The organism is Pseudomonas sp. DP-17 (assembly GCF_022380625.1).
Taxonomy (GTDB): Bacteria; Pseudomonadota; Gammaproteobacteria; order Pseudomonadales; family Pseudomonadaceae; genus Pseudomonas; species Pseudomonas nitroreducens_A.
The window spans coordinates 249507-267720 of the sequence record NZ_JAKSXG010000004.1 but is presented as its reverse complement, the minus strand read 5'-3'; the positions used below and the strand labels follow the sequence as shown (position 1 = coordinate 267720).

The 18214-nt window shown below is 65.8% G+C and carries 16 protein-coding genes; 2 read left to right on the top strand and 14 right to left on the bottom strand.

Annotation, left to right across the window (positions count from 1 at the left end; all coding sequences use genetic code 11):
* Nucleotides 1–307: 307 nt before the first annotated feature.
* The 8 genes from MJ122_RS10600 to MJ122_RS10565 form a co-directional block, all read right to left on the bottom strand.
* Complete coding sequence (locus MJ122_RS10600; RefSeq protein ID WP_239744123.1) at nt 308–1261, bottom strand: AraC family transcriptional regulator; 954 nt, start codon at nt 1259–1261, stop codon at nt 308–310.
* Between the two features lie 221 nt (nt 1262–1482).
* Entirely contained in the window at nt 1483–1899 is a 417-nt protein-coding gene (locus MJ122_RS10595; RefSeq protein WP_239744122.1) for a type IV pilin protein, read from the bottom strand.
* Between the two features lie 21 nt (nt 1900–1920).
* Complete coding sequence (locus MJ122_RS10590) at nt 1921–6228, bottom strand: PilC/PilY family type IV pilus protein (protein ID WP_239744121.1); 4308 nt, start codon at nt 6226–6228, stop codon at nt 1921–1923.
* A gap of 43 nt (nt 6229–6271) precedes the next feature.
* Nucleotides 6272–6814, bottom strand: coding sequence for a PilX N-terminal domain-containing pilus assembly protein (locus MJ122_RS10585; RefSeq protein WP_239744120.1), 543 nt, complete (start codon nt 6812–6814; stop codon nt 6272–6274).
* A complete protein-coding gene (locus MJ122_RS10580) occupies nt 6811–7587 on the bottom strand; it encodes a prepilin-type N-terminal cleavage/methylation domain-containing protein (protein WP_088417396.1) in 777 nt (258 codons plus the stop codon). The genes MJ122_RS10585 and MJ122_RS10580 overlap by 4 nt, the downstream gene beginning before the upstream one ends.
* Nucleotides 7588–8130 (bottom strand): type IV pilus modification protein PilV, encoded by a 543-nt coding sequence (gene pilV, locus MJ122_RS10575; RefSeq protein WP_239744119.1) that lies wholly within the window; start codon nt 8128–8130, stop codon nt 7588–7590.
* On the bottom strand, nt 8127–8639 hold the full coding sequence (locus tag MJ122_RS10570) for a GspH/FimT family pseudopilin (RefSeq protein WP_239744118.1): 513 nt from the start codon (nt 8637–8639) through the stop codon (nt 8127–8129). The genes pilV and MJ122_RS10570 overlap by 4 nt, the downstream gene beginning before the upstream one ends.
* A 279-nt stretch (nt 8640–8918) precedes the next feature.
* A complete protein-coding gene (locus tag MJ122_RS10565; RefSeq protein WP_239744117.1) occupies nt 8919–10268 on the bottom strand; it encodes an MFS transporter in 1350 nt (449 codons plus the stop codon).
* Between the two features lie 311 nt (nt 10269–10579).
* Here MJ122_RS10565 and MJ122_RS10560 point away from each other — a divergent pair, with 311 nt between their 5' ends.
* On the top strand, nt 10580–11125 hold the full coding sequence (locus MJ122_RS10560) for an RNA 2'-phosphotransferase (protein WP_239744116.1): 546 nt from the start codon (nt 10580–10582) through the stop codon (nt 11123–11125).
* Between the two features lie 7 nt (nt 11126–11132).
* On the opposite strand, the gene MJ122_RS10555 is transcribed toward MJ122_RS10560, so the two are convergent.
* The 6 genes from MJ122_RS10555 to MJ122_RS10530 all read right to left on the bottom strand — a co-directional run bounded on the left by MJ122_RS10555 (nt 11133) and on the right by MJ122_RS10530 (nt 16590).
* The gene (locus MJ122_RS10555; protein ID WP_017519476.1) at nt 11133–11975 is read right to left on the bottom strand and encodes an IclR family transcriptional regulator; all 843 of its coding nucleotides are present in this window, start codon (nt 11973–11975) and stop codon (nt 11133–11135) included.
* Nucleotides 11976–12260: 285 nt separating this feature from the next.
* Nucleotides 12261–13340, bottom strand: coding sequence for a cell division protein ZapE (gene zapE, locus MJ122_RS10550; protein ID WP_239744115.1), 1080 nt, complete (start codon nt 13338–13340; stop codon nt 12261–12263).
* Entirely contained in the window at nt 13330–13935 is a 606-nt protein-coding gene (gene pcaG / locus MJ122_RS10545; RefSeq protein ID WP_088417402.1) for a protocatechuate 3,4-dioxygenase subunit alpha, read from the bottom strand. The genes zapE and pcaG overlap by 11 nt, the downstream gene beginning before the upstream one ends.
* 12 nt (nt 13936–13947) lie before the next feature.
* Entirely contained in the window at nt 13948–14667 is a 720-nt protein-coding gene (gene pcaH / locus MJ122_RS10540; protein ID WP_088417403.1) for a protocatechuate 3,4-dioxygenase subunit beta, read from the bottom strand.
* Between the two features lie 117 nt (nt 14668–14784).
* Nucleotides 14785–15714 carry a pca operon transcription factor PcaQ gene (gene pcaQ, locus MJ122_RS10535; protein WP_088417404.1) on the bottom strand — a complete coding sequence of 310 codons (930 nt, stop codon included), beginning with the start codon at nt 15712–15714 and terminating at the stop codon, nt 14785–14787.
* A gap of 6 nt (nt 15715–15720) precedes the next feature.
* Nucleotides 15721–16590: a helix-turn-helix domain-containing protein gene (locus MJ122_RS10530; RefSeq protein ID WP_239744323.1), complete on the bottom strand. Its 870-nt coding sequence runs from the start codon at nt 16588–16590 to the stop codon at nt 15721–15723.
* A 117-nt stretch (nt 16591–16707) separates the two neighbouring features.
* On the opposite strand from MJ122_RS10530, the gene pobA reads away from it, so the two are divergent.
* Nucleotides 16708–17892, top strand: a complete 1185-nt coding sequence (gene pobA, locus MJ122_RS10525) for a 4-hydroxybenzoate 3-monooxygenase (RefSeq protein ID WP_239744114.1) — start codon at nt 16708–16710, stop codon at nt 17890–17892.
* The last annotated feature ends 322 nt before the right edge of the window (nt 17893–18214 follow it).

Below are 18214 nucleotides of genomic sequence, written 5' to 3'. Positions count from 1 at the left end.
GATGCCCGTCATACGTGGCAGGCGGGTTCGCGAGCAAGCTCGCTCCCACAGGTAAGGGCTGTTTGCTCTTGATGACTTCCAGAGGGACTTCCGAGCACTCCGAATGGCCCCGTTCAGCGAGGGTATTTTTCGCCTAAGCGAAAAACCGGATGTCCGGGGCAAGACCTTTGCCTACTTTGGGGCGTTTGCCAAAGTAGGTCGCCCGAGGGGGCGAAACAAGGAGTCGGCTCGCACGCCGATGCGGCGCAGGACACCCAGACTGCACACCAATCGAATCCTGGAGCCAGGGTCAACCAGCGGGAGTGGATCAGATACGTCGCTTGAAGGTCTCCGACGGCAGCTCCCCGAACTGCTGCCGATACCCCTCGGCAAACCGCCCAAGGTGCAGGAAGCCATAATCCAGCGCCAGCTCGGTTACGCTGCGGACGTTGCAGGTTGGGTCCGCCAGGCAGGCGCGGATGCGCTCCAGTTTGAGGCGGCGGATGTACTGCCGCGGCGTGGTGCCGGCATGCCTCTCGAACAGCGCATAGAGCGAACGCAGGCTCATGGACGCCTGGCGCGCCAGGGCCCCGACGTCGATGTCCTCGCGCAGGTGGCCTTCGATGTAGGCCTCGATGCGTTCGAAGGAAGCACTGGCACCCGCGATGGGCTCGCGGCTGACGTTGGTCTTGAGCAGGGTCAGCAGTTTGCTGGCGACTATCTGCTGGTAGTGCTCGTCTACCCGCGCCAGGCGCTCGCCGGCTTCGGACTCCTGGCAGACCATCGACAGCAGGTTGACGAAGCCTTCCAGCTCGCCCAGCTGGTAGCGGTTCTCGGTGAAGCGCACACCGGTGCGCGGAGAGTTCCAGCGCTGCTCGGCGCAGATGGCTTCGAGCAGCGTCACCGGCACCTTCAGGATGAATTTCTCGCAGTCGTCCGAGTAGGTCAGGTCGACCGGGTCGTCCGGGTTGATCAGCAGCAGCTCGCCCGGCGCCAGGTAGTGCTCCTGGCGCTGGCCGCGCCAGAGGCAGTGGCCGCTGAGAAGAATCTGCAGGTGGAAGATGCTCTCCAGCGCTGGCGAGGTGACGCGCACCGCGCCGCCGTAGCTGATGCGGCACAGGTCGAGGCTGGCAAAACGGCGATGATTGAGGCTGGCCTGGGGATGGCCGTGGGCCGGCAAGCGCAGGTCGTGGCTGCCCACATGCTGGTTGACGTAGCCGGACACCGCATAAGGGTCGGCGCGCTCGAACACGCGGCTGCGCTCGCTCAGCAGGCTTTGCATACAGGCACTCACTCTTGTGTTTGGCCGCGCTCTTCGTCGCGGCTCGTGCGCCCAGTCTATGCCGTGGCCCGGAATACGGGCACGGGCCGGGATGGACGGTCGTGCGGGCAATCCGGTTGCAAGGCAGGCCCGCGAATCCGCTTCACCCTAGGGGCAGGCAACGGCAGGCGCAATTCGACTTGTGGCTCAGTGTCCGCCAATCGCACGCTTTCTTTGCGCACTCACTGCCAGCAGGTGGTGCCGGTTCCGGTGCCGGTATTGCCGCGGGTGCCGGCCTGGTCGAGGGTCAGGGTCAGGCACTCCTTGTCGGCGGCCTGGGTGCCCTTGGCCGTGGCGGTCAGGGTGTAAGTGGTGGCAGTGACGTTGGAGATCGTCAGGCTGTAGTACTGCAGGCCGTTGACGTTACTGGTCATGTTCAGCGCGGCAGCGGTGCTGGCATAGGCATTGTTCTGCGAGTAGTAGCGCTCCTGGCGGGCGGCCGCCTCGCTGAGCAGCGCCTGCGCTTCGACCCGGTGGCTGCGCAGCACGTAGCGCTGGTAGCTGGGGAATGCGATGGAGGCGAGGATCGCCACTATCACCACCACGATCATCACTTCGATCAGGGTGAAGCCGCGCGGGTGTCGCCGGTTGTGTGTCATCGCCTACTCCTTCGCCTGGCGTCAGTTGGGGTTGGCCGGCTGCACCTGCCAGGTGCGCCTGCCGCTCACGCTGCCAAGATTGGTGCTGATGCCGTCCAGTGTGTTGTTGGGGGTGTCCGAGTTGCCCCAGGTGTAGCCGCCGGACAGGGTGATGTCGCCACCACCGGTGATGAAGCCGGAGAGGCTGTCGAAGCGGCCATCGCCATTGAGGTCGAAGACATTGAAGTCGGTACGCCCGCCGCTTTCCGGGTTGACCGCGTAGATTGCGCCGGTCAGCCCCGCCGTGCAGGTGCCGGTCTGCGGGGTGATGGTGCTGAAGATCAGGCTGGAGCCGTACAGCGTCATGTCGTAGATCATGCGCTCGCCGCCCTGGGTGAAGTCGAAGTACCAGCCCCACTTGGCGACGTTGGCGTCGGCGCTGTTGCCCGAGTTGTCGTACCAGGCCACGGCGCTGGTGCTCAGGTTGTAGGTCGTCACCCCGCCCGCGGTCGAGGGGCTGAGGGTCTGCGCCTGCAGGTTGCTGCGGGTGCGCGAACCGGTCAGCGAGGCGCTGGTGGCTTCGCCGGCGGTCTTGCGATCCCAGATGCCGTAGAGACTCTGCACGCCCGTGGAGGTCTTGTCGGCCGTGACCAGGTAGCGCCCGGTGCCGAAGCTGACGATGTAGCCGATGCCGCTGGGGTGCTCGAGCAGCGACGGCGCGGCGGTGATCGGCTGGCGCACCCCGTCGGCGTTGCGCGCCACGTACAGCGGGCTGCCGCCGAAGGACACGGCATAGCGCGATTCGGCAGCGCTGGTGTTGAGCGGGTCGGCCGCGCCAGTGTCGATCAGGTCGAAACGCCAGAGGTTGCCCAGCAGGTCGCCGCCATAGGCGTAGTCGGCAATGCCATCGCTGTTGAGGTCGGCGACGAACAGCCGCGACAGGCCGTTGCCGACGGCATCCAGGCCGCTGGTTTCGGCGGCGGTCAGGCTTGGCGTAGCGGTGATCTTCCTCAGCAGCGCGCCGGTCTGGATGTCGATGATCAGCAGCGAGGCGGTGCTGCTGCCGGTGTCGTAGCCATTGGGCACAAGCGCCGCCCACTTGCCGTTGTGCAGGCGAGCGATGGTCGGGCGTGCGGCGGTGTAGCCCAGGCTGCTGTCGTTGTCGCTGGTGAACTCCCACAGCAACCTGGGCGAGGCCGGGTTGCTGACATCCAGGGCGAAGACCTCGCGCCCGCCGGCACCCAGGCTGCCGAGCAGGACCTTGTGCCAGTCGGCCCCGTAATAGACATCGGCGACCACCGGGCTGCCGTCGACGAAGTAGCGGTGCTCGGTGCCTTGGTTCTGTCCGTAGTCCGAGGCGGTGAGCGCATTGAGACCGGGAATCACCGCGCTGGGGATGAAAGCGAAGAGCTCCGCGCCGGTGCTGGCATTGAACGCGTGCAGCATGCCGTCATTGGCGCCGACATAGACGGCACCGGGCCTGCTGGCCTGGGCGGCGGCGTAAGCGGCGTACTGGGTGGTGCCTTCCAGGGCATCGGCGCGCGAGGCGAGGTAATCGCCGCCGCTGACCAGTGCTGGCGAGGAATTGATGATGTCGCCGATGAGCGAGGCGCGGGTGCGGAAGGTGCTGTTCTCTCCGCGCAGGAAGCCGACGCGGGCCTGCCCGAGGTTGTCCACCACCCCGGCCACGCTGCGGTTGAGCTGAGCCTGCTGGGTGCTGGTCAGGTTGGCCCAGTTGAACGGGGTGAGCGCGCCGGCCTTGGCAAATAGGATGTTGCGCGCGCTGGGCGCGCCCAGTTGCGCCGAGGCGCGCCAGACGACGCTGCTGGTAGCGCCGCTGCCAGTGCGCGATTTCTGCCGCTTGATCACATCGCCGGTCCAGTCACTGGAGGTGAAGCTGGTGCCGTAGACGTACTGGCCGCTGTCCAGCGATTGCGAGTCGACCGCCACCGCGGTGACCGCACTGTTGAGCTGGAGGATTTCGTCGAACGCCGATTTCAGCTGGGCCGCGAGCTGGCTCGGGTCGCTGACCAGGAAGTAATTGTCCGGCACGCCATCGCCGTCGCGGTCCCAGGTGTTGAGATCGGTCTTGCCGTACTTGGCGGCGTACCACAGCGGGTCCTGGAGCGTGGTCACGGCGGTAGTCGCCGAAGGCGTGAAGTTGCGCAGGTGATAGGCCGGGCGGCTGCCGCTGAGCGCTCCGCTGCTGCCATTGAGACCGGGCAACAGCGCGCAGCTGACCGAGGCGCAATCGCCAGGAGACCGGCCCTCGGGCGTGTCGAGGCGGAAGCGGCTGCTGCCACTGCCGCCCCCGGTGACTTCCAGGTAGACGCCATCCTTGGTGGTACCGGCCATGGTGTAGCCCATGTGCGACTCGTCGCCGGCCACCGAGTATTCGGTCTGGCTGGTCACGTCCACGGTGCCGTCGCTTTTCGCCGTCACGGTGTAGCGCACGATGGCGTCCATGTCGTAGTCGCGGCCCTGGGCGGAGTCGTCGTAGACCACGCGGAAGGTGATGGACGTCAGGTTGCCGGCGCTGTCGCGGGTCAGGGTGTCGATGTAGAAGCCGGTGATCTGGCTGACCACGTTCTGGCTGACGTTCATGCTGAACGGCACCAGGCGCAGGGTGCCCTTGCTGGTCTTGATGCGGATGTTGGGCAGGGTCGAGGACAGGGCAATGGAGAAACTCTGCACCTTGTTCGCACCCGCTGTGGTGAGGGCAGTCTGGCTGCCGAAGTAGGACACCGCCGAAGCCGCATAACTGCCCTGCCGGGTCGGCTCCTCTGCCAGGCCGCGGATGGTCGCGAAGCTGCTGGCGGACTTGGCGGTGGGCGCCGAGTCATTGGTGCTGCCGGATTGGCCGACGTTCACCGAGGCGCTGCCGCCGACCTCGCGGCTCCAGAGAGTGGCGCCGATGCTGGCGAAATCGAAGCCGATGTCGGTGGTGGGCCGGCTGTCGGTACCCAGGCTGCTGCCGGGCACGTCGGAGTCGTAGCTCGGGTTGACGTCGCTCATCAGTGTCATGAACGGGCGGGTGCAGGAGGGATAGGTGCTGTAGGGGTTGGTCCAGGAGGAGAGGCTGGAAAGGCCCAGGTTGGTATCGGCAGTGCCGGCGGCATAAGCGCTGTTGGGCGTCTTGCCCGCGTAGTAGCGCAGGGTCTCGTAGCTCATCTCGCCCAGGGGATTGCCCCAGTCGACGCACTTGCCGTTGGTCAGCGGGTTGAGGTTGTAGCCGGTGGAGTCGGTGCAGCCGGCGGAGAACACCAGGCGGTCGAGGTTGGCGACTATGCCGCTGTTGTTCACGTAGCAACGGCCGTTGAAGCAGCCGGTGCCGGTGGTGGAGTCGGTCAGGAAGCGGCCCGTGGAACTGCTGTACTCGTTGCTGAAGGATGCCGCCGCCTTGCGCACCACGCCGCCGCGCAGGTTGTTGGTGTAGGTGCCGGTGACGAGGCCGAAGTACATCTTGTCCGCCGAGCCATAGTCGTGCAGCACGCCGGTGGGTTTGTAGGCGCTGCCGTACTGGGTGCAGTTGCTCTCCAGCAGGCCGGCCACGCAGACCCGCACGCGCACGTTGAGGTCGTAGGCCGGGGTGATGCTCGCATCGCTGTTGGTGGTGCTGGTGAGGGTATTGGTGCCCTGGGCCGATTCCCGCGAGACCCAGCCCCAGATGCGGTAGGTGCCCTGCGTCTGCTGGGTGCTGGTGATGATGCGCAACCTGGGGGTTGCCGAACTGTTGTAGGCCCCCAGGGTGCCGCTACCGATGGAGGTATTGGCGAAGAGCACGTACTTGCCGTTGGTGGGCACGCTGATCGGGGTGTAGTCGGCCAGGCTGTAGCCGTCGCGGGCGACGCTCAGGTACTCCTTGCCCCAGCTGTGCGCATCGTTGGGAATGAAGGCCCGCTCGAGCACGGTAGAGAGCGCCGTGTCGGTGGAGCGGTAGCCCCCGTAGAGCACCTTGCGCAGCACGTCCTGGCGCGACATGGTCAGGTAGTTGAGGTAGTCGCCGCTCCAGCGGCCCGTGGCGCTGGTGCACTTCTTGTTCGCCGTGGTGCTGGAGGGGACGAACGCGCCGCTGGAGGTGTCGTAGATGTAGCACTTGTAGGAGTCGAAATAGCCTGTGTAGTCGATGCCGGGCTTGTAGTAGGTGTCCAGCTGGCCGTCGCCGTCGATGTCGGAGGCATCGTTGTAGGCCGGGAAATACAGCTTCTGGTCGCGGCCGACCACCAGCATGTTCATCGGCGGCGCGATGTTGCTGACGAACAACGGCGTCTGCGCAAGCGAAGCCCCCCAGGCCTGGGCACCGGCCAGGCAGGACAACAGCAGGAGCAGCGTCGCGCGCAGCATTCTCATGGAGCAAACCATGGCGTCGGCATCCTTGTACGGCCAGAACGATTCACGGGATCACCAACCCGAAGGTCGAGCGCAGGCACAGCGCATCGGCGCCGCAGGCTTTGCTGCTGGCGGTACCCTTGTAGGCCTGCGAGTTGACCTCGTAGTAGTAGGTGCAGCCCACCTGCCCCTTCGACAGGTACGAGTTGCCACTGCCACCGGCGCCGCCCTTGCAGTTATTGGCGATGTAGCGCAGGTACCAGCGCGCGCTGCGCAGCAGGCTGGTATTGCCGTCCATCCCGGAATACAGGTTGGAGCTGCTGAAATTCGTGGTGTAGTTGGTCGCCTGGGCGGTGAAACAGGGCGTAGTGCCGGACGTGCAATTATCCAGCGCACGGTTGCTCTTGCGCAGGCGCCCTTCCCCCTCGCGCAGGGCGGACTCGGCAGCGCTCATCAACCGCTGCTGTTCCAGGCGATTGCCGGTCATGCGCCCCTCCAGCTGCATGCCACGCATGCCGCCCACGGCGGCCAGGGTGATGAGCAACAGCATCACCAGCGCGACGAACAACACCGCGCCGCGCTGTCGGCGGCAGGACTCCCGGGTCATGGCATCAGATTCCTCAACATGCGGGTGCCGCTGACGATGCGCCGCACGGGGCCATCGCCATCGGTGCACACCTGGCTGCCGTACAGGTCCTGCCAACGCTGGCAGGTGGTGGCGGCCAGGCCACCGCTGACCGAGCCGCTGCTGGCCAGCAGCAGGGCGTAGCGCAGGCTGCGCACGGTCTGGCCGCTGGCGGGCGTGGCGACGTACTGCGCAACCTGGCGATTGAACTCGTCGCTGCTGCTGTCCACCCCGAAGTCGAAGCGCACCGCCACCACGCTATCCACCAGCGTGGCGCCGTTGCAGGTCAGCTGGCCGTTGCTCAGGGTGAGCTTCTCGACCACGTTGTTGTTCGGGCTGTAGGTGCTGTAGGGCTTGTTCACCCCGGCCTTGGAGCCCAGCGAAGCGCCCGTGCAGTCGACGTCGCTGGTGTCGCGGGGCTGGTAGCGCAGGCAGATCGTGCTCGCATCGACCCGCACCAGCGCCTGGCCAGCTGCGAAGACGCAGCCGTTGCTGGTCTGCGCGGGAAACGCGGCGGTCATCCGCGAGGACGGCAGGCGCCGGTAGCCGGCTTTCGACAGGCGCTCGTCGAGCATCTGCCGGGCATAGCGTGCATTGTCCTGGTTCTGCGCCTGGCCATCGAAATAGCGCGAGCGGTTCTGGCCGTCGAGGAACATCTGGGTCACGCCCAGGATCAGGAACAGGCTCAGCGCCATGGCGATCATCAGCTCGATGAGCGTCACACCGCGCTGCCCACCTGCGCTCGGGCCACGCATCTAGGGGGCCTCCCGCAGCACGTAGCGGCAGATGGTGTCGTCGCCGGTGGCGCTGGCATCCAGGCACTCGCCCGCCTTTACCCGCCAGGCCAGCTGGATTTCAATGGCCGATCCGCTGCCGCTGCCCGCACTGCTGCCGTTGGTGCGGCAGACATGGAACTCGCTGGCCAGGTCCGCGGCGCCGGGCAGCGCCTGGTTCACCCGCTGTGCCCAGCACGCCAGGCGCTGGCTGGCCGTCAAGGTCGACAGTGACGCGCAACTGCCCGGAGCCGCAGGAAAGGACGCGCCGGCGGCCTTGTAGTAGCCCCAACTGGCCGGCGGCACGACCTGCGCCGCACTGCCGTCCTGGGTCGAGTAGATATCCGCGCGCATCATTTCCATCAGCTCGTCCGCCAGTTCCGCGGCGTTGCTTCTGAGCAGGGAGTCCTGTGCGTAGCCGATGGTGCGTGTCTGCATCGCCAGCATGCCAAGCACCCCGACGCAGGTGACCAGCAGGGCCACCAGCACCTCGATCAGGCTGAAGCCCGCCGTGCGCCGGCTCATTGCCCAGTCGCTCCCTGCAGGCTGATGTAGCCCGAAGCGGCCACCTTGATGTTGAACGCCTTGCTCGTGCCGCTGCTGGAAATGCCCAGGTCGACCGCCGCGGCGGTGCCATCGGGTTTGAACGACAGGGCGTTGGCACTGCTGCTCACGCTGAGGCTGCCCGGCAGGTCCAGGCGCTGGCTCACCGATGTGCTGGTGAGCGAACCACAGGTGCTGGCGCGCACCACCACCCACTGCAGGTTGCCGCTGCTGGGGCAGAGCGTCAGGGTCTGGCGGCTGTTCACCGCATCGGCGCGGGAGGCCTGCAGCAGGCGGAAAAGCGTCGAGGCGGCACTTTGCACCCGGCTGGATTCGATCAGGTAGCGAAAGCCGGGCAAGGCCACACCGGCGAAGATCGCCAGCAGCGCAACAACCACCATCAACTCCACCAGGGAAAAGCCTTCCTGGCGTCCGGGGCCGCGCCGCAGGTTCGGGCGGGAACATGAGCATCCAACTGCACGAAGAAACATGGACTTTTCCAACGATGGTCAGGTGGCCGGGCCCCGTGTGGAGCCCCCCTTTTGGGGTGCCAGGACAAAGATTGGCTATTGGTCCGACAGCAATTTCTTCTCAGAGTTGAATCAACTTCAGCGAAACGATAGGAATTTTCGACCGCTCATTCCCACTCAGCGACCGTTCATCCCATTGACGCCAGAACAACTGACGGTGCGTCGCGCTGCATAGCGCCAGAAACGCCCGCTGGCGGGACAGCCGCGACCCTGCATCGCGGCCCCCGTCCGGAGCGCGTGTCAGGTGGCGTCCGCGTGGCTCACCAGCCCCTTGATCACCACCGCGGCAGTGGCGATGGCGGCGGGCACCATCAGCGCCGTCAGCACCTGCTCGAAATTCCAGCCCAGGCCCAGCAGGGTCGCACCGATCCAGGCGCCGAGGATGGCGCCGAAACGGCCGATGCCGAGCATCCAGGACACCCCGGTGGCGCGGCCCTGGGTCGGATAGAAGCGCGCCGCCAGCGACGGCATGGCCGACTGCGCGCCGTTCACGCACATGCCGGCGGCCAGCACCAGCGTCGCCAGCAGCGTCACGGTGCCCAGGCTCTGGCCGACGCAGTAGGCGAATACCCCCGCCAGGCAGTAGAAGATGCCAATGACCTTGTGCGGATTGAAGCGGTCCATCGCCCACCCCACCGCCACCGAACTGAGCACCCCGCCAAGCTGGAACAGCGCGCCGATGAAGGCCGCCTGCTCCATGCTCGCACCGGCGTCGCGCATCAGGGTCGGCAGCCAGCTGGTGAGCAGGTAGACGATCACCAGGCCCATGAAGTAGGTCAGCCACAGCAGCAGCGTTCCCGCGCTGTAGGTGCCGGCGAAGATCACCTTGAACACGTTGCGGCTCTGCACCGTCTTCTGCTCTGGCACGCTGAAGTCCCGCGCGGCGACCACCTCGGCCGGCGCAATGGGCGCCAGCACGCGCTTGACCTTGTCCGCGCCACGATTGCGCACCACCAGGAAACGCGCCGACTCCGGCAGCCAGACCAGCAGCACCACCGCCAGCATCAGCGGCAGCACGCCGCCGAGCAACAGCAGACTGTGCCAGCCGTAGGCCGGAATCAGCTTGGCGGAGACGAAGCCGCCCGAGGCCATGCCCAGGTTGAAGCCGCAGAACATGCTGGTCACCAGCAGCGACTTGAGGCGCTCGGGGGTGTATTCCGAGAGTAGCGTGGTGGCGTTGGGCATCGCCGCGCCCAGGCCGATGCCGGTCAACAGGCGCAGCGCCATCAGTTGTTCGAGGTTGCTGCTGTAGGCCGAGAGCAGGCTGAACAGGCCGAAGAGGAACACCGCCACCACCAGCACGCCCTTGCGCCCGAAACGGTCCGCCAGCGGGCCGGAACCCAGGGCGCCGAACACCATGCCGATCAGCGCGGCGCTCATCACCGGGCCGAGGCTGGCGCGGTCGATGCCCCAGTCCTGGGTCAGAGCCGGGGCGATGAAGCCCATGGCAGCGGTATCCAGGCCGTCGAGGAAAACGATGAGGAAGCACAGCAGCACGATGCGGTACTGGTACAGCGACAGCGGCTGGGCGTTGATGAAGGACTGAACGTCGAGGGTGCCGGCAGCGGGCACGTATGCGGAACTGGTCATGCGAAAACTTCCTGCGAAGGCGTCGTCGCGGAAAGGCCGGCTGCATCGCCCTGCGCTCCCGCAAGCTGGACAGGAATGAGGCGCGAGCCGATGGTCGCACGCACCGGCGGGTGGGACAGGCATACAGGGGCCATGGCTGACGCTCATTGTTGTTATTGCCCGTCCGGCTGGACGGGTCGAGCCACAGTACGAAGAGACGCTCAGCCGTTCAATTCGATAATCGCGCCTGTGGGCGGTTAGCGAACGGGATTACGGCAGCCTGCCCGTCACTGGTTAGAATGCGCGCGCAACCTGCAGATTCAGAGGAAGAAATGAACGACAACGAACGGAAATCGATCAGCAAATGGTTGGCGCTGATCCTGCGCCACAGCCCGGAAACAGCGGGCCTGACACTGGATGCCAATGGCTGGGTGACAGTCGAGGAGCTCCTGCGCAAATCAGCCGACAAGGGGCATCGCTTTGACCGCGGAATGCTCGAAGAGGTCGTGGTCACCAACGACAAGCAGCGCTTCGCTTTCAGTGATGACGGCCTGCGCATCCGTGCCAACCAGGGCCATTCGGTCGACGTCGACCTGCAACTGGAACCTTGCGAGCCGCCGGAAGTGCTCTACCACGGCACGATTCCCGCCTCACTGGCGGCGATCATCCGTGACGGCCTGAAACCGATGAGCCGCCAGCACGTCCACTTGAGCGCCGACCGCGAGACAGCCAATCGTGTTGGCTCGCGTCGCGGCAAGCCGACCCTTCTCGTGGTGCGCAGCGGCCAGATGTGGCGCGACGGCCACCGCTTCTATCGCTCGGCCAATGGCGTGTGGCTGGCGGACGCCGTACCGCCAGCCTATCTGGAACAGCGCTGAGCGAAGCTCAATGGAACAGCCGCGTACCCAGCTCGCGGCTGGCTTCGAGCAGCACCGGCAGAAAGCGCGTTTCCAGCTCCTGGCGCGACACGCGGCCAGCATGGGTGCCGACGTTCAGCGCAGCCAGTACCTGGCCGGCGGAATCCTTCAGCGGCACGGCGATGGAACGCAGGCCAACCTCCAGTTCCTGGTCGATGATCACCCAGCCCTGCTGGCGAATCTCGGCGATGCTTGCGCGAAGCATTTCCGGGGTATGCACGGTGCGGCTGGTCTTCACCTGCAGGTCAGCGTGGGCCAGGTAGTCCTCGAGCGCGTCGTCGTTCAGCCCCGCGAGCAGGATGCGGCCCATGGAGGTGCAGTAGGCCGGTAGGCGGCTGCCGACGCTCAGGTCCACCGAGATCAGGCGCTGCGGCGTGGCCGAACGGGCGATGTAGAGAATCTCGTCGCCTTCCAGCGTGGCCATGGAGCAGGCCTCGTGCAACTGCTCGCTGAGGCGGTCGAGGATCGGCTGGGCAGTGACCGCCAGCGGTGTCGAGGACAGATAGGCGTGGCCGAGGGTCAGCACCTTGGGCAGCAGCGAATAAGTGCGGCCATCGGAAGTGACATAGCCGAGCTTCATCAGCGTATGCAGGCAACGGCGCACGGCGGCGCGGGGGATCTCGGTACGGTGGCTGATCTGCGCAATGGTCAGGTGACGCTTGCGCTCCTGGAACGCATGGATCACCGCCAGGCCGCGGGCCAGCGAGGTCATGAAGTTCGGGTCACCGGTGAACGCCTCGATGCGCTTGGCGGGCGAAGCGATGATTGGCGGCGCGAGGGGTGGCAGGCTGGCACGGGGGGCATCGGTCATTGTTGTTGTCCTGGCAGGCGAATGCCGGGCGATTATCGACACGCACGGGCGATTATCGCAACACGAATGACCGATTATCGAACGGAGCTTATCGACACCCGATACCACTGGCGTAGGGCGCATAACGCGCCAGCGTTATCCGCCGCGTAACGACTGGCGGATAACCTGTTCCAGGTTATGCGCCCTACGGCACTACAAAAGTGCGTTGATGCCTGACCCGGCGTAGGAGCGGACCTCGTCCGCGATCGGTCCGCCCTCGCGCCAATCTACCAACAGGCTCCGCATCTACAACGGCACCAGCTTCAACTGCCGCAACCGGCTCAGCGTGCGCGAGAAGTCCAGCGCCGCGCCACCCGCCGCCAGGTCCTCCAGCGACACCGTGGCGAACAGCTGCAGCTTGAGCTGGCGGTCATAGGCGATGTCGATGAAGTTGAGGAAACGCATGCTCACATCCGGCGGATAGTCCGCCAGCGGGCCGAGGCCGCTCACCGCCATGCGCGGGTAATGCTCGATCAGCCACAGATAGTCACTGGCCGAGCGCGGGCGTTCGAACATCTCGCTGAAATCCATCCACGCACAATGATCGTCGTGGGCGTGCACCTTCAGCGGGTGGTGATTGACGCTCAGCACCTCGTCGAACTTCGCGTCCGCCGCCAGCCCCAGCCGCGAGCCGATCAGTTCGCGGTCATCGACGCGAGCGGGCCAGAGGAAGCTGCCCCACTCTTCCAGCGATGTGCTGTGCTCGCGGTAGTCCTGCCCGGCATCCACCGAGATCACGTCGAAGCGTTTCTCGATCAGCTCGATGGCCGGGCGGAAGCGCTCGCGGTACAGCGGGTTCGGACAGAGATTTTCCGGCTCGTAGTTGGACGTACAGACCAGGCCTACGCCTTCGTCCACCAGCACCCTCAGCATCCGCCCCAGGAGCATGGCGTCGCCGATGTCGTGCACATGGAATTCGTCGAAGCACAGCAGCCTGGTTTCTTCGGCGATGGCGCGGGCCACGCGCACCAGCGGGTCGGACTGCCCGGTGATGACCAGCATGCGCGACTGCAATTCCTGCAGGAAGGCATGGAAGTGCACGCGGCGCTTGGCCTGGGTCGGCGCGGCGGCGAAGAACTGGTCCATGACGAAGCTCTTGCCGCGCCCTACCCCGCCCCACAGGTAGACGCCCGCCACCGGCTTGCGCAGGAAGCCGTGGCGCCCGGCGAGGAAGTCGTCGAGCCAGGTGGCGAGGTGGCCCACCGCTGTGACCTGTGCATCGTCCGCCCGATAGCCGCGCTCATCGAGCGCGGCCGCGAAGTGCCGCCGGACACGGTCGGCGACCGGTTCGGCGGATGTTTCCTGTAGTCGTGTGTCAGAAGTCAAAGAACACCGTTTCCGCATTTCCCTGGACGCGGATATCAAACCGATAAGCGAGCCTCCCGTCCACCTCGCAACGCTTTGCAATAAGGGTTTGCCGACGTTCGGGCTGCTCGATGCGGTTGAGCACCGGGTCCACCGCGTTCGCCTGCGCCTCGTCTTCGAAGTACAGGCGGGTCTGCAGATGAATGTTGATGCCACGGGCAAACAGCGAGACGTTGATGTGCGGCGCCATGGGCACGCCGGCGGCGTTCTTTACCACTCCGGGCTTGATGGTCCGCACCTGCCACTCACCGGCGTCGAAGGTGGTGGCTGTCCGCCCGAAACCGTTGAAGGGCTTTTCCAGATCGTAGGCAGCGTCATACACGCCTTCGTGATTTGCCTGCCACAGCTCCAGGAACGAGTCGCGGATCAGGTGGCCGTTGCCGTCGTAGACGTGGCCAATCAGCAAAATGTGTTCACCGGGCGCGCCGGGCTTGGCCATTTCGCTCCAGATTTCCTGGTCCCGGGTCGGGTTGCCGGCGGCCGCCAGCGCAAGGCCGATGTGCACGTAGGGGCCGGCAGTCTGCGAAGGGGTTTCCGGCAGCAGTTCAATGGGCATGGTCGGTCCTCCTCACTTGTTCTCGAAATGGGTCTTGCGCTGGCCGCGCAGCACGATGTCGAAGCGGTAGGCCAGGCAGTCCATGGGATTGGCGTTGCTCATGTCCAGCTTGGCGATCAGGGTTTGCACCGCGTCCGGATTGGCGATGGACTTGACGATCGGGCACATCGGGATCAGCGGGTCACCCTCGAAGTACAGCTGGGTTATCAGCCGGGTGGAGATCGACGGGCCGCTGATGGAGAAGTGCACGTGCGCCGGGCGCCAGTCGTTCGGACCGTTGCCCCACGGGTAGGGACCGGGCTTGATGGTGCGGAAGATGTAGCGCCCTTCGCTGTCGGTCAGCGCGCGGCCGACACCGCCGAAGTTCGGGTCCAGCGGCGCGAGGTAGCGGTCGTTCTTGTGGCGGTAACGGCCGCCGGCGTTGGCCTGCCACATCTCCACCAGGGTGTGCGGCACGGGCTTGCCGTACTGGTCCATGACCCGGCCGGAAATCAGGATGCGCTCGCCGATCGGCAAGCCACCGTTGTTGAAGTTGAGCAGCAGGTCGTTGTCATGCTCGCCCAGCTTCAGGTGGGAGAAGTCCGGGCCGCTGGTTTCGGAAACCGATTGCGGAATGCTCACCAGTGCCTGGCGCGGCGAACGGGCGATGGAGGTCTTGTAATCGGGCGTGAGGGCTTTGGGGTGCCAGTTTCGGTCACGAATGACGAAGCGGCTGTTCTCCGCGTCGGACATGTCGGTCTCCTCTTGTTGGATTTATCGGAGCCTGTTGCATCAGGCAGTGCGACGGAGTGTCGCCCGCCCATCCCACGCCGAAAATTGAAAAGATGCCCGACAACCATAACCAAATGGTTATGGATAAGTTCCCTCTCGATACGCTTCGCCGACTTCCCGCAGCACCTCCAGGCACCAGTGCGCGCCCAGGGAAAGCGGCAGCGTCGAATTGCTGCACACCCCCACTGAACCGCCCGGTTCCTGTACATCCAGCGGCAATTCGACCATCTCGCCGGAGCGCAGGTCCAGGCGCACCGAATCCAGCGGGGCGATCCACAGCGCCTCGCTGGTCAAGACATAACGACGGCTGAGCACCGTGGACAGGGTCTCCAGCCTCTGGCGCGGCTGGCCGAGGCCGCTCTGCACCAGCAGGCTGTCAGCGGACTTGCGGATGGTGGTACCGGCCAGCGGCAGCACCAGCGGCCAGTCGTCCAGCGCCGAGGGTGGCAGCGGACGCCCCACCAGCGGATGACCGGCGCGCGCCACCAGGGTCATGGACTCGCTGTACAGGTGCTCGAAGGCCAGGCCCTGGATCTGCGGGCTTTCGGTCATGCGGCCGACCACCAGGTCCAGCTCGCCCACCCGCAGTTGCGAGAGCAGATGCGCACTTGGCCCGGTGACCACACTGACCACCAGCGCCGGGTGGCGCTCGTGCAGGCGCCGCACCGTCTCCGGCATCAGCAGGCTTTCCACGGTGGAAAGTACGCCCAAGCGCACCGTACTGGAGGCGTACTCGCCGCCACGCAGGCTGTTCACCCCGTCACGCAGCGCCTGCACGCAGGGGCCGGCGTAGCGTAGGAAGGCTACCCCCGCCTCGGTCAGGCTGGAGCCGCTCTTGCCGCGCTCGAACAGGCTGGCTTCCAGCAGGTCCTCCAGCTCCCGGAGCGTCTTCGAGATGGCCGGCTGGCTCACCGCCAGGGCGTCCGCCGCGCGGGCCAGGCTGCCCTGCCGCGCCACTTCGAGGAAACACACCAGGTGACGGAACTTGATACGCGAATCGATATTCATGGCAGCTCAGCGCGGCTCGCGGAACGCGCGGGGCGAAACCCCGGCGTAGCGCTTGAAGAATCGGGAAAAGTAGGCCGGTTCGGAGAAGCCCAGGCTGTCCGACACCTGCTGGATGGTCATGGCTGTGTACACCAGGTTGCGCTTGGCCTCCAGCAACAGGCGCTGGTGGATCATCTGCAACGCCGACTGCCCGGCCAGGCGCCGGCACAGTGCATTGAGGTGCGCGGCGCTGATGCCCAGCGCCGCCGCGTAATGCTCGATGGGCCGGTGTTCGCGGAAATCCTGCTCCAGCAGACGGGAGAACGCATGCACATGCTCGACGCCGCGGTCCAACTGGCTGGCTTGCTCACGGGACAACTCGAGCGCCCGGCGGTTGAGCCAGACCAGCAGCATATTGAGCAGCGAGTGCAGCATCAGGTCCCGTCCCGGCGCCTGCTGGGCGTACTCGCGCGCGATGGACTCGAACAGCGCATCCAACTGGCGCTTGCCCGCGCCCACGGTGAAGCACGCCGGCTGCTCCAGTACCGGGCTCTGCAGCAGTCCGCCGAGTTGCTCGGCCAGCGGCAGGCCCATGCTCAGCACCCAGCCCTGCACATCCTCGGCAAAGCGGAAGCCATGCACCGCCAGCGCCGGCGTGACCTGCAGCGAAGCCTCGCGGACCGGCGTCACCCGCCCCTCTACTTCCAGCTCCGCCGCTCCGGACTGCACATAGAGGAGCTGCACCAGATCGCCATGCCGATGCGGGCGGATCTCCCAGTCATGCAGGCGGCTGCGCGAGGCGATGGACTCGCAGTGGATCAGGTCCGGCGTCGGCCATGCCGCCGTTTCGCCATACAGGCGGAACACCGGGACCGGCGTGTCAGCTTGTTGTTCGATCACCGCCCACATCCATGAAAAGTCCAAGAAGACTGTTGGAAATTACCTTCAAAGGCCCTGCTCATCCACAAAAAATGCAGGAGACAAAAACAACAGCGCTCTCCAAGGAGCCACCCCATGAAGACTCAAGTCGCCATCATCGGCGCCGGCCCTGCTGGCCTTCTGCTTGGCCAGCTGCTGCACAAGGCTGGCATCGACACCGTGATCCTCGAACGCCAGACACCCGACTATGTCCTCGGCCGCATCCGCGCTGGCGTCCTTGAACAGGGCACCGCCGACCTGTTGCGCGAAGCCGGCGCCGGCGCGCGGATGGACGCCGAAGGCCTGCTGCATGACGGCTTCGAACTGGTCCTCAACGGCCGCCGCGAGCGCATCGACCTCAAGGCCCTTACCGGCGGCAAGCAGGTGATGGTCTACGGCCAGACCGAAGTCACCCGCGACCTGATGCAGGCCCGCGCGGCCAGCGGCGCGATGAGCGTGTACGAAGCGGCCGACGTGGAGCTGCACGACGTCACCCGCGAAAAGCCCTACGTCACTTTCACCCACCAAGGCGAACGCGTGCGCCTGGACTGCGACTACATCGCCGGCTGCGACGGCTTCCACGGCGTGGCCCGGCGCAGCATTCCCGCCGAGCGCCTGAAGGTCTTCGAGCGTGTCTATCCGTTTGGCTGGCTTGGCCTGCTCAGCGATACCCCGCCGGTCAACCACGAACTCATCTACGCCAGCAGCGAACGCGGCTTCAGCCTGTGCAGCCAGCGCAGCGCTACCCGCAGCCGCTACTACCTGCAGGTGGGGCTGGAAGAGAAAGTGGAGGACTGGTCCGACGAGCGCTTCTGGGAGGAGCTCAAGCGCCGCATCCCCGAGGACGCCGCACGCCAGCTGGTCACCGGGCTATCGCTGGAAAAGAGCATCGCCCCGCTGCGCAGCTTCGTCGTCGAGCCACTGCAATACGGCCGGCTGTTCCTCGTTGGTGACGCGGGCCACATCGTCCCGCCCACCGGCGCCAAGGGCCTGAACCTCGCCGCCAGCGACGTCGACGCGCTGCACCGCATCCTCGTGAAGGTCTACGGCGAAGGCCGCACCGACCTGCTGGAGCAGTATTCGCCCATCGCTCTGCGTCGCATCTGGAAGGCCGAACGCTTCTCCTGGTGGATGACCTCGATGCTGCACCGGTTTCCCGACAGCGACGCCTTCACCCGGCGCATGCTGGAGACCGAGCTGGACTACTTCGTCGGCTCCGAGGCCGGCCGCACGACCATCGCCGAGAACTATGTCGGCCTGCCGTTCGAGGAAGTGGCCTGACGGCATTTCCGCAAATCCGTAGGGCGCATAACGCGACGGCGTTATCCGCCGCTCAGGAGCCGGCGGATCACCTGTTCCGGGTGATTCGCCCTACGGATTTGCAGGAGCAAGCTCGCCCCTGCAGAAAAGCCGCATCTATCCTTAACCTCCAGCCACGCCGCTCGCCGCGACACCGCCGGAGGCGACCATCGACCCGGACGAAGCGAACTTCCTCAGCTACCTGCTCGCCGAAGCCGGCGATGGGGACGCGCGCGCCTTCGCCACGCTGTACCGCTGCACCGCCCCGCGCCTCTACCCACTGGCGCTGAAGCTGAAGACCGAC

What these genes read in the sequence shown, in the direction of transcription:
- MJ122_RS10600 (WP_239744123.1), bottom strand. Translation starts at nt 1,261, where the DNA reads ATGCAAAGCCTGCTGAGCGAGCGCAGCCGCGTGTTCGAGCGCGCCGAC.
- MJ122_RS10595 (WP_239744122.1), bottom strand. Translation starts at nt 1,899, where the DNA reads ATGACACACAACCGGCGACACCCGCGCGGCTTCACCCTGATCGAAGTG.
- MJ122_RS10590 (WP_239744121.1), bottom strand. Translation starts at nt 6,228, where the DNA reads ATGAGAATGCTGCGCGCGACGCTGCTCCTGCTGTTGTCCTGCCTGGCC.
- MJ122_RS10585 (WP_239744120.1), bottom strand. Translation starts at nt 6,814, where the DNA reads ATGACCCGGGAGTCCTGCCGCCGACAGCGCGGCGCGGTGTTGTTCGTC.
- MJ122_RS10580 (WP_088417396.1), bottom strand. Translation starts at nt 7,587, where the DNA reads ATGCGTGGCCCGAGCGCAGGTGGGCAGCGCGGTGTGACGCTCATCGAG.
- pilV (WP_239744119.1), bottom strand. Translation starts at nt 8,130, where the DNA reads ATGAGCCGGCGCACGGCGGGCTTCAGCCTGATCGAGGTGCTGGTGGCC.
- MJ122_RS10570 (WP_239744118.1), bottom strand. Translation starts at nt 8,639, where the DNA reads ATGTTTCTTCGTGCAGTTGGATGCTCATGTTCCCGCCCGAACCTGCGG.
- MJ122_RS10565 (WP_239744117.1), bottom strand. Translation starts at nt 10,268, where the DNA reads ATGACCAGTTCCGCATACGTGCCCGCTGCCGGCACCCTCGACGTTCAG.
- MJ122_RS10560 (WP_239744116.1), top strand. Translation starts at nt 10,580, where the DNA reads ATGAACGACAACGAACGGAAATCGATCAGCAAATGGTTGGCGCTGATC.
- MJ122_RS10555 (WP_017519476.1), bottom strand. Translation starts at nt 11,975, where the DNA reads ATGACCGATGCCCCCCGTGCCAGCCTGCCACCCCTCGCGCCGCCAATC.
- pcaG (WP_088417402.1), bottom strand. Translation starts at nt 13,935, where the DNA reads ATGCCCATTGAACTGCTGCCGGAAACCCCTTCGCAGACTGCCGGCCCC.
- pcaH (WP_088417403.1), bottom strand. Translation starts at nt 14,667, where the DNA reads ATGTCCGACGCGGAGAACAGCCGCTTCGTCATTCGTGACCGAAACTGG.
- pcaQ (WP_088417404.1), bottom strand. Translation starts at nt 15,714, where the DNA reads ATGAATATCGATTCGCGTATCAAGTTCCGTCACCTGGTGTGTTTCCTC.
- pobA (WP_239744114.1), top strand. Translation starts at nt 16,708, where the DNA reads ATGAAGACTCAAGTCGCCATCATCGGCGCCGGCCCTGCTGGCCTTCTG.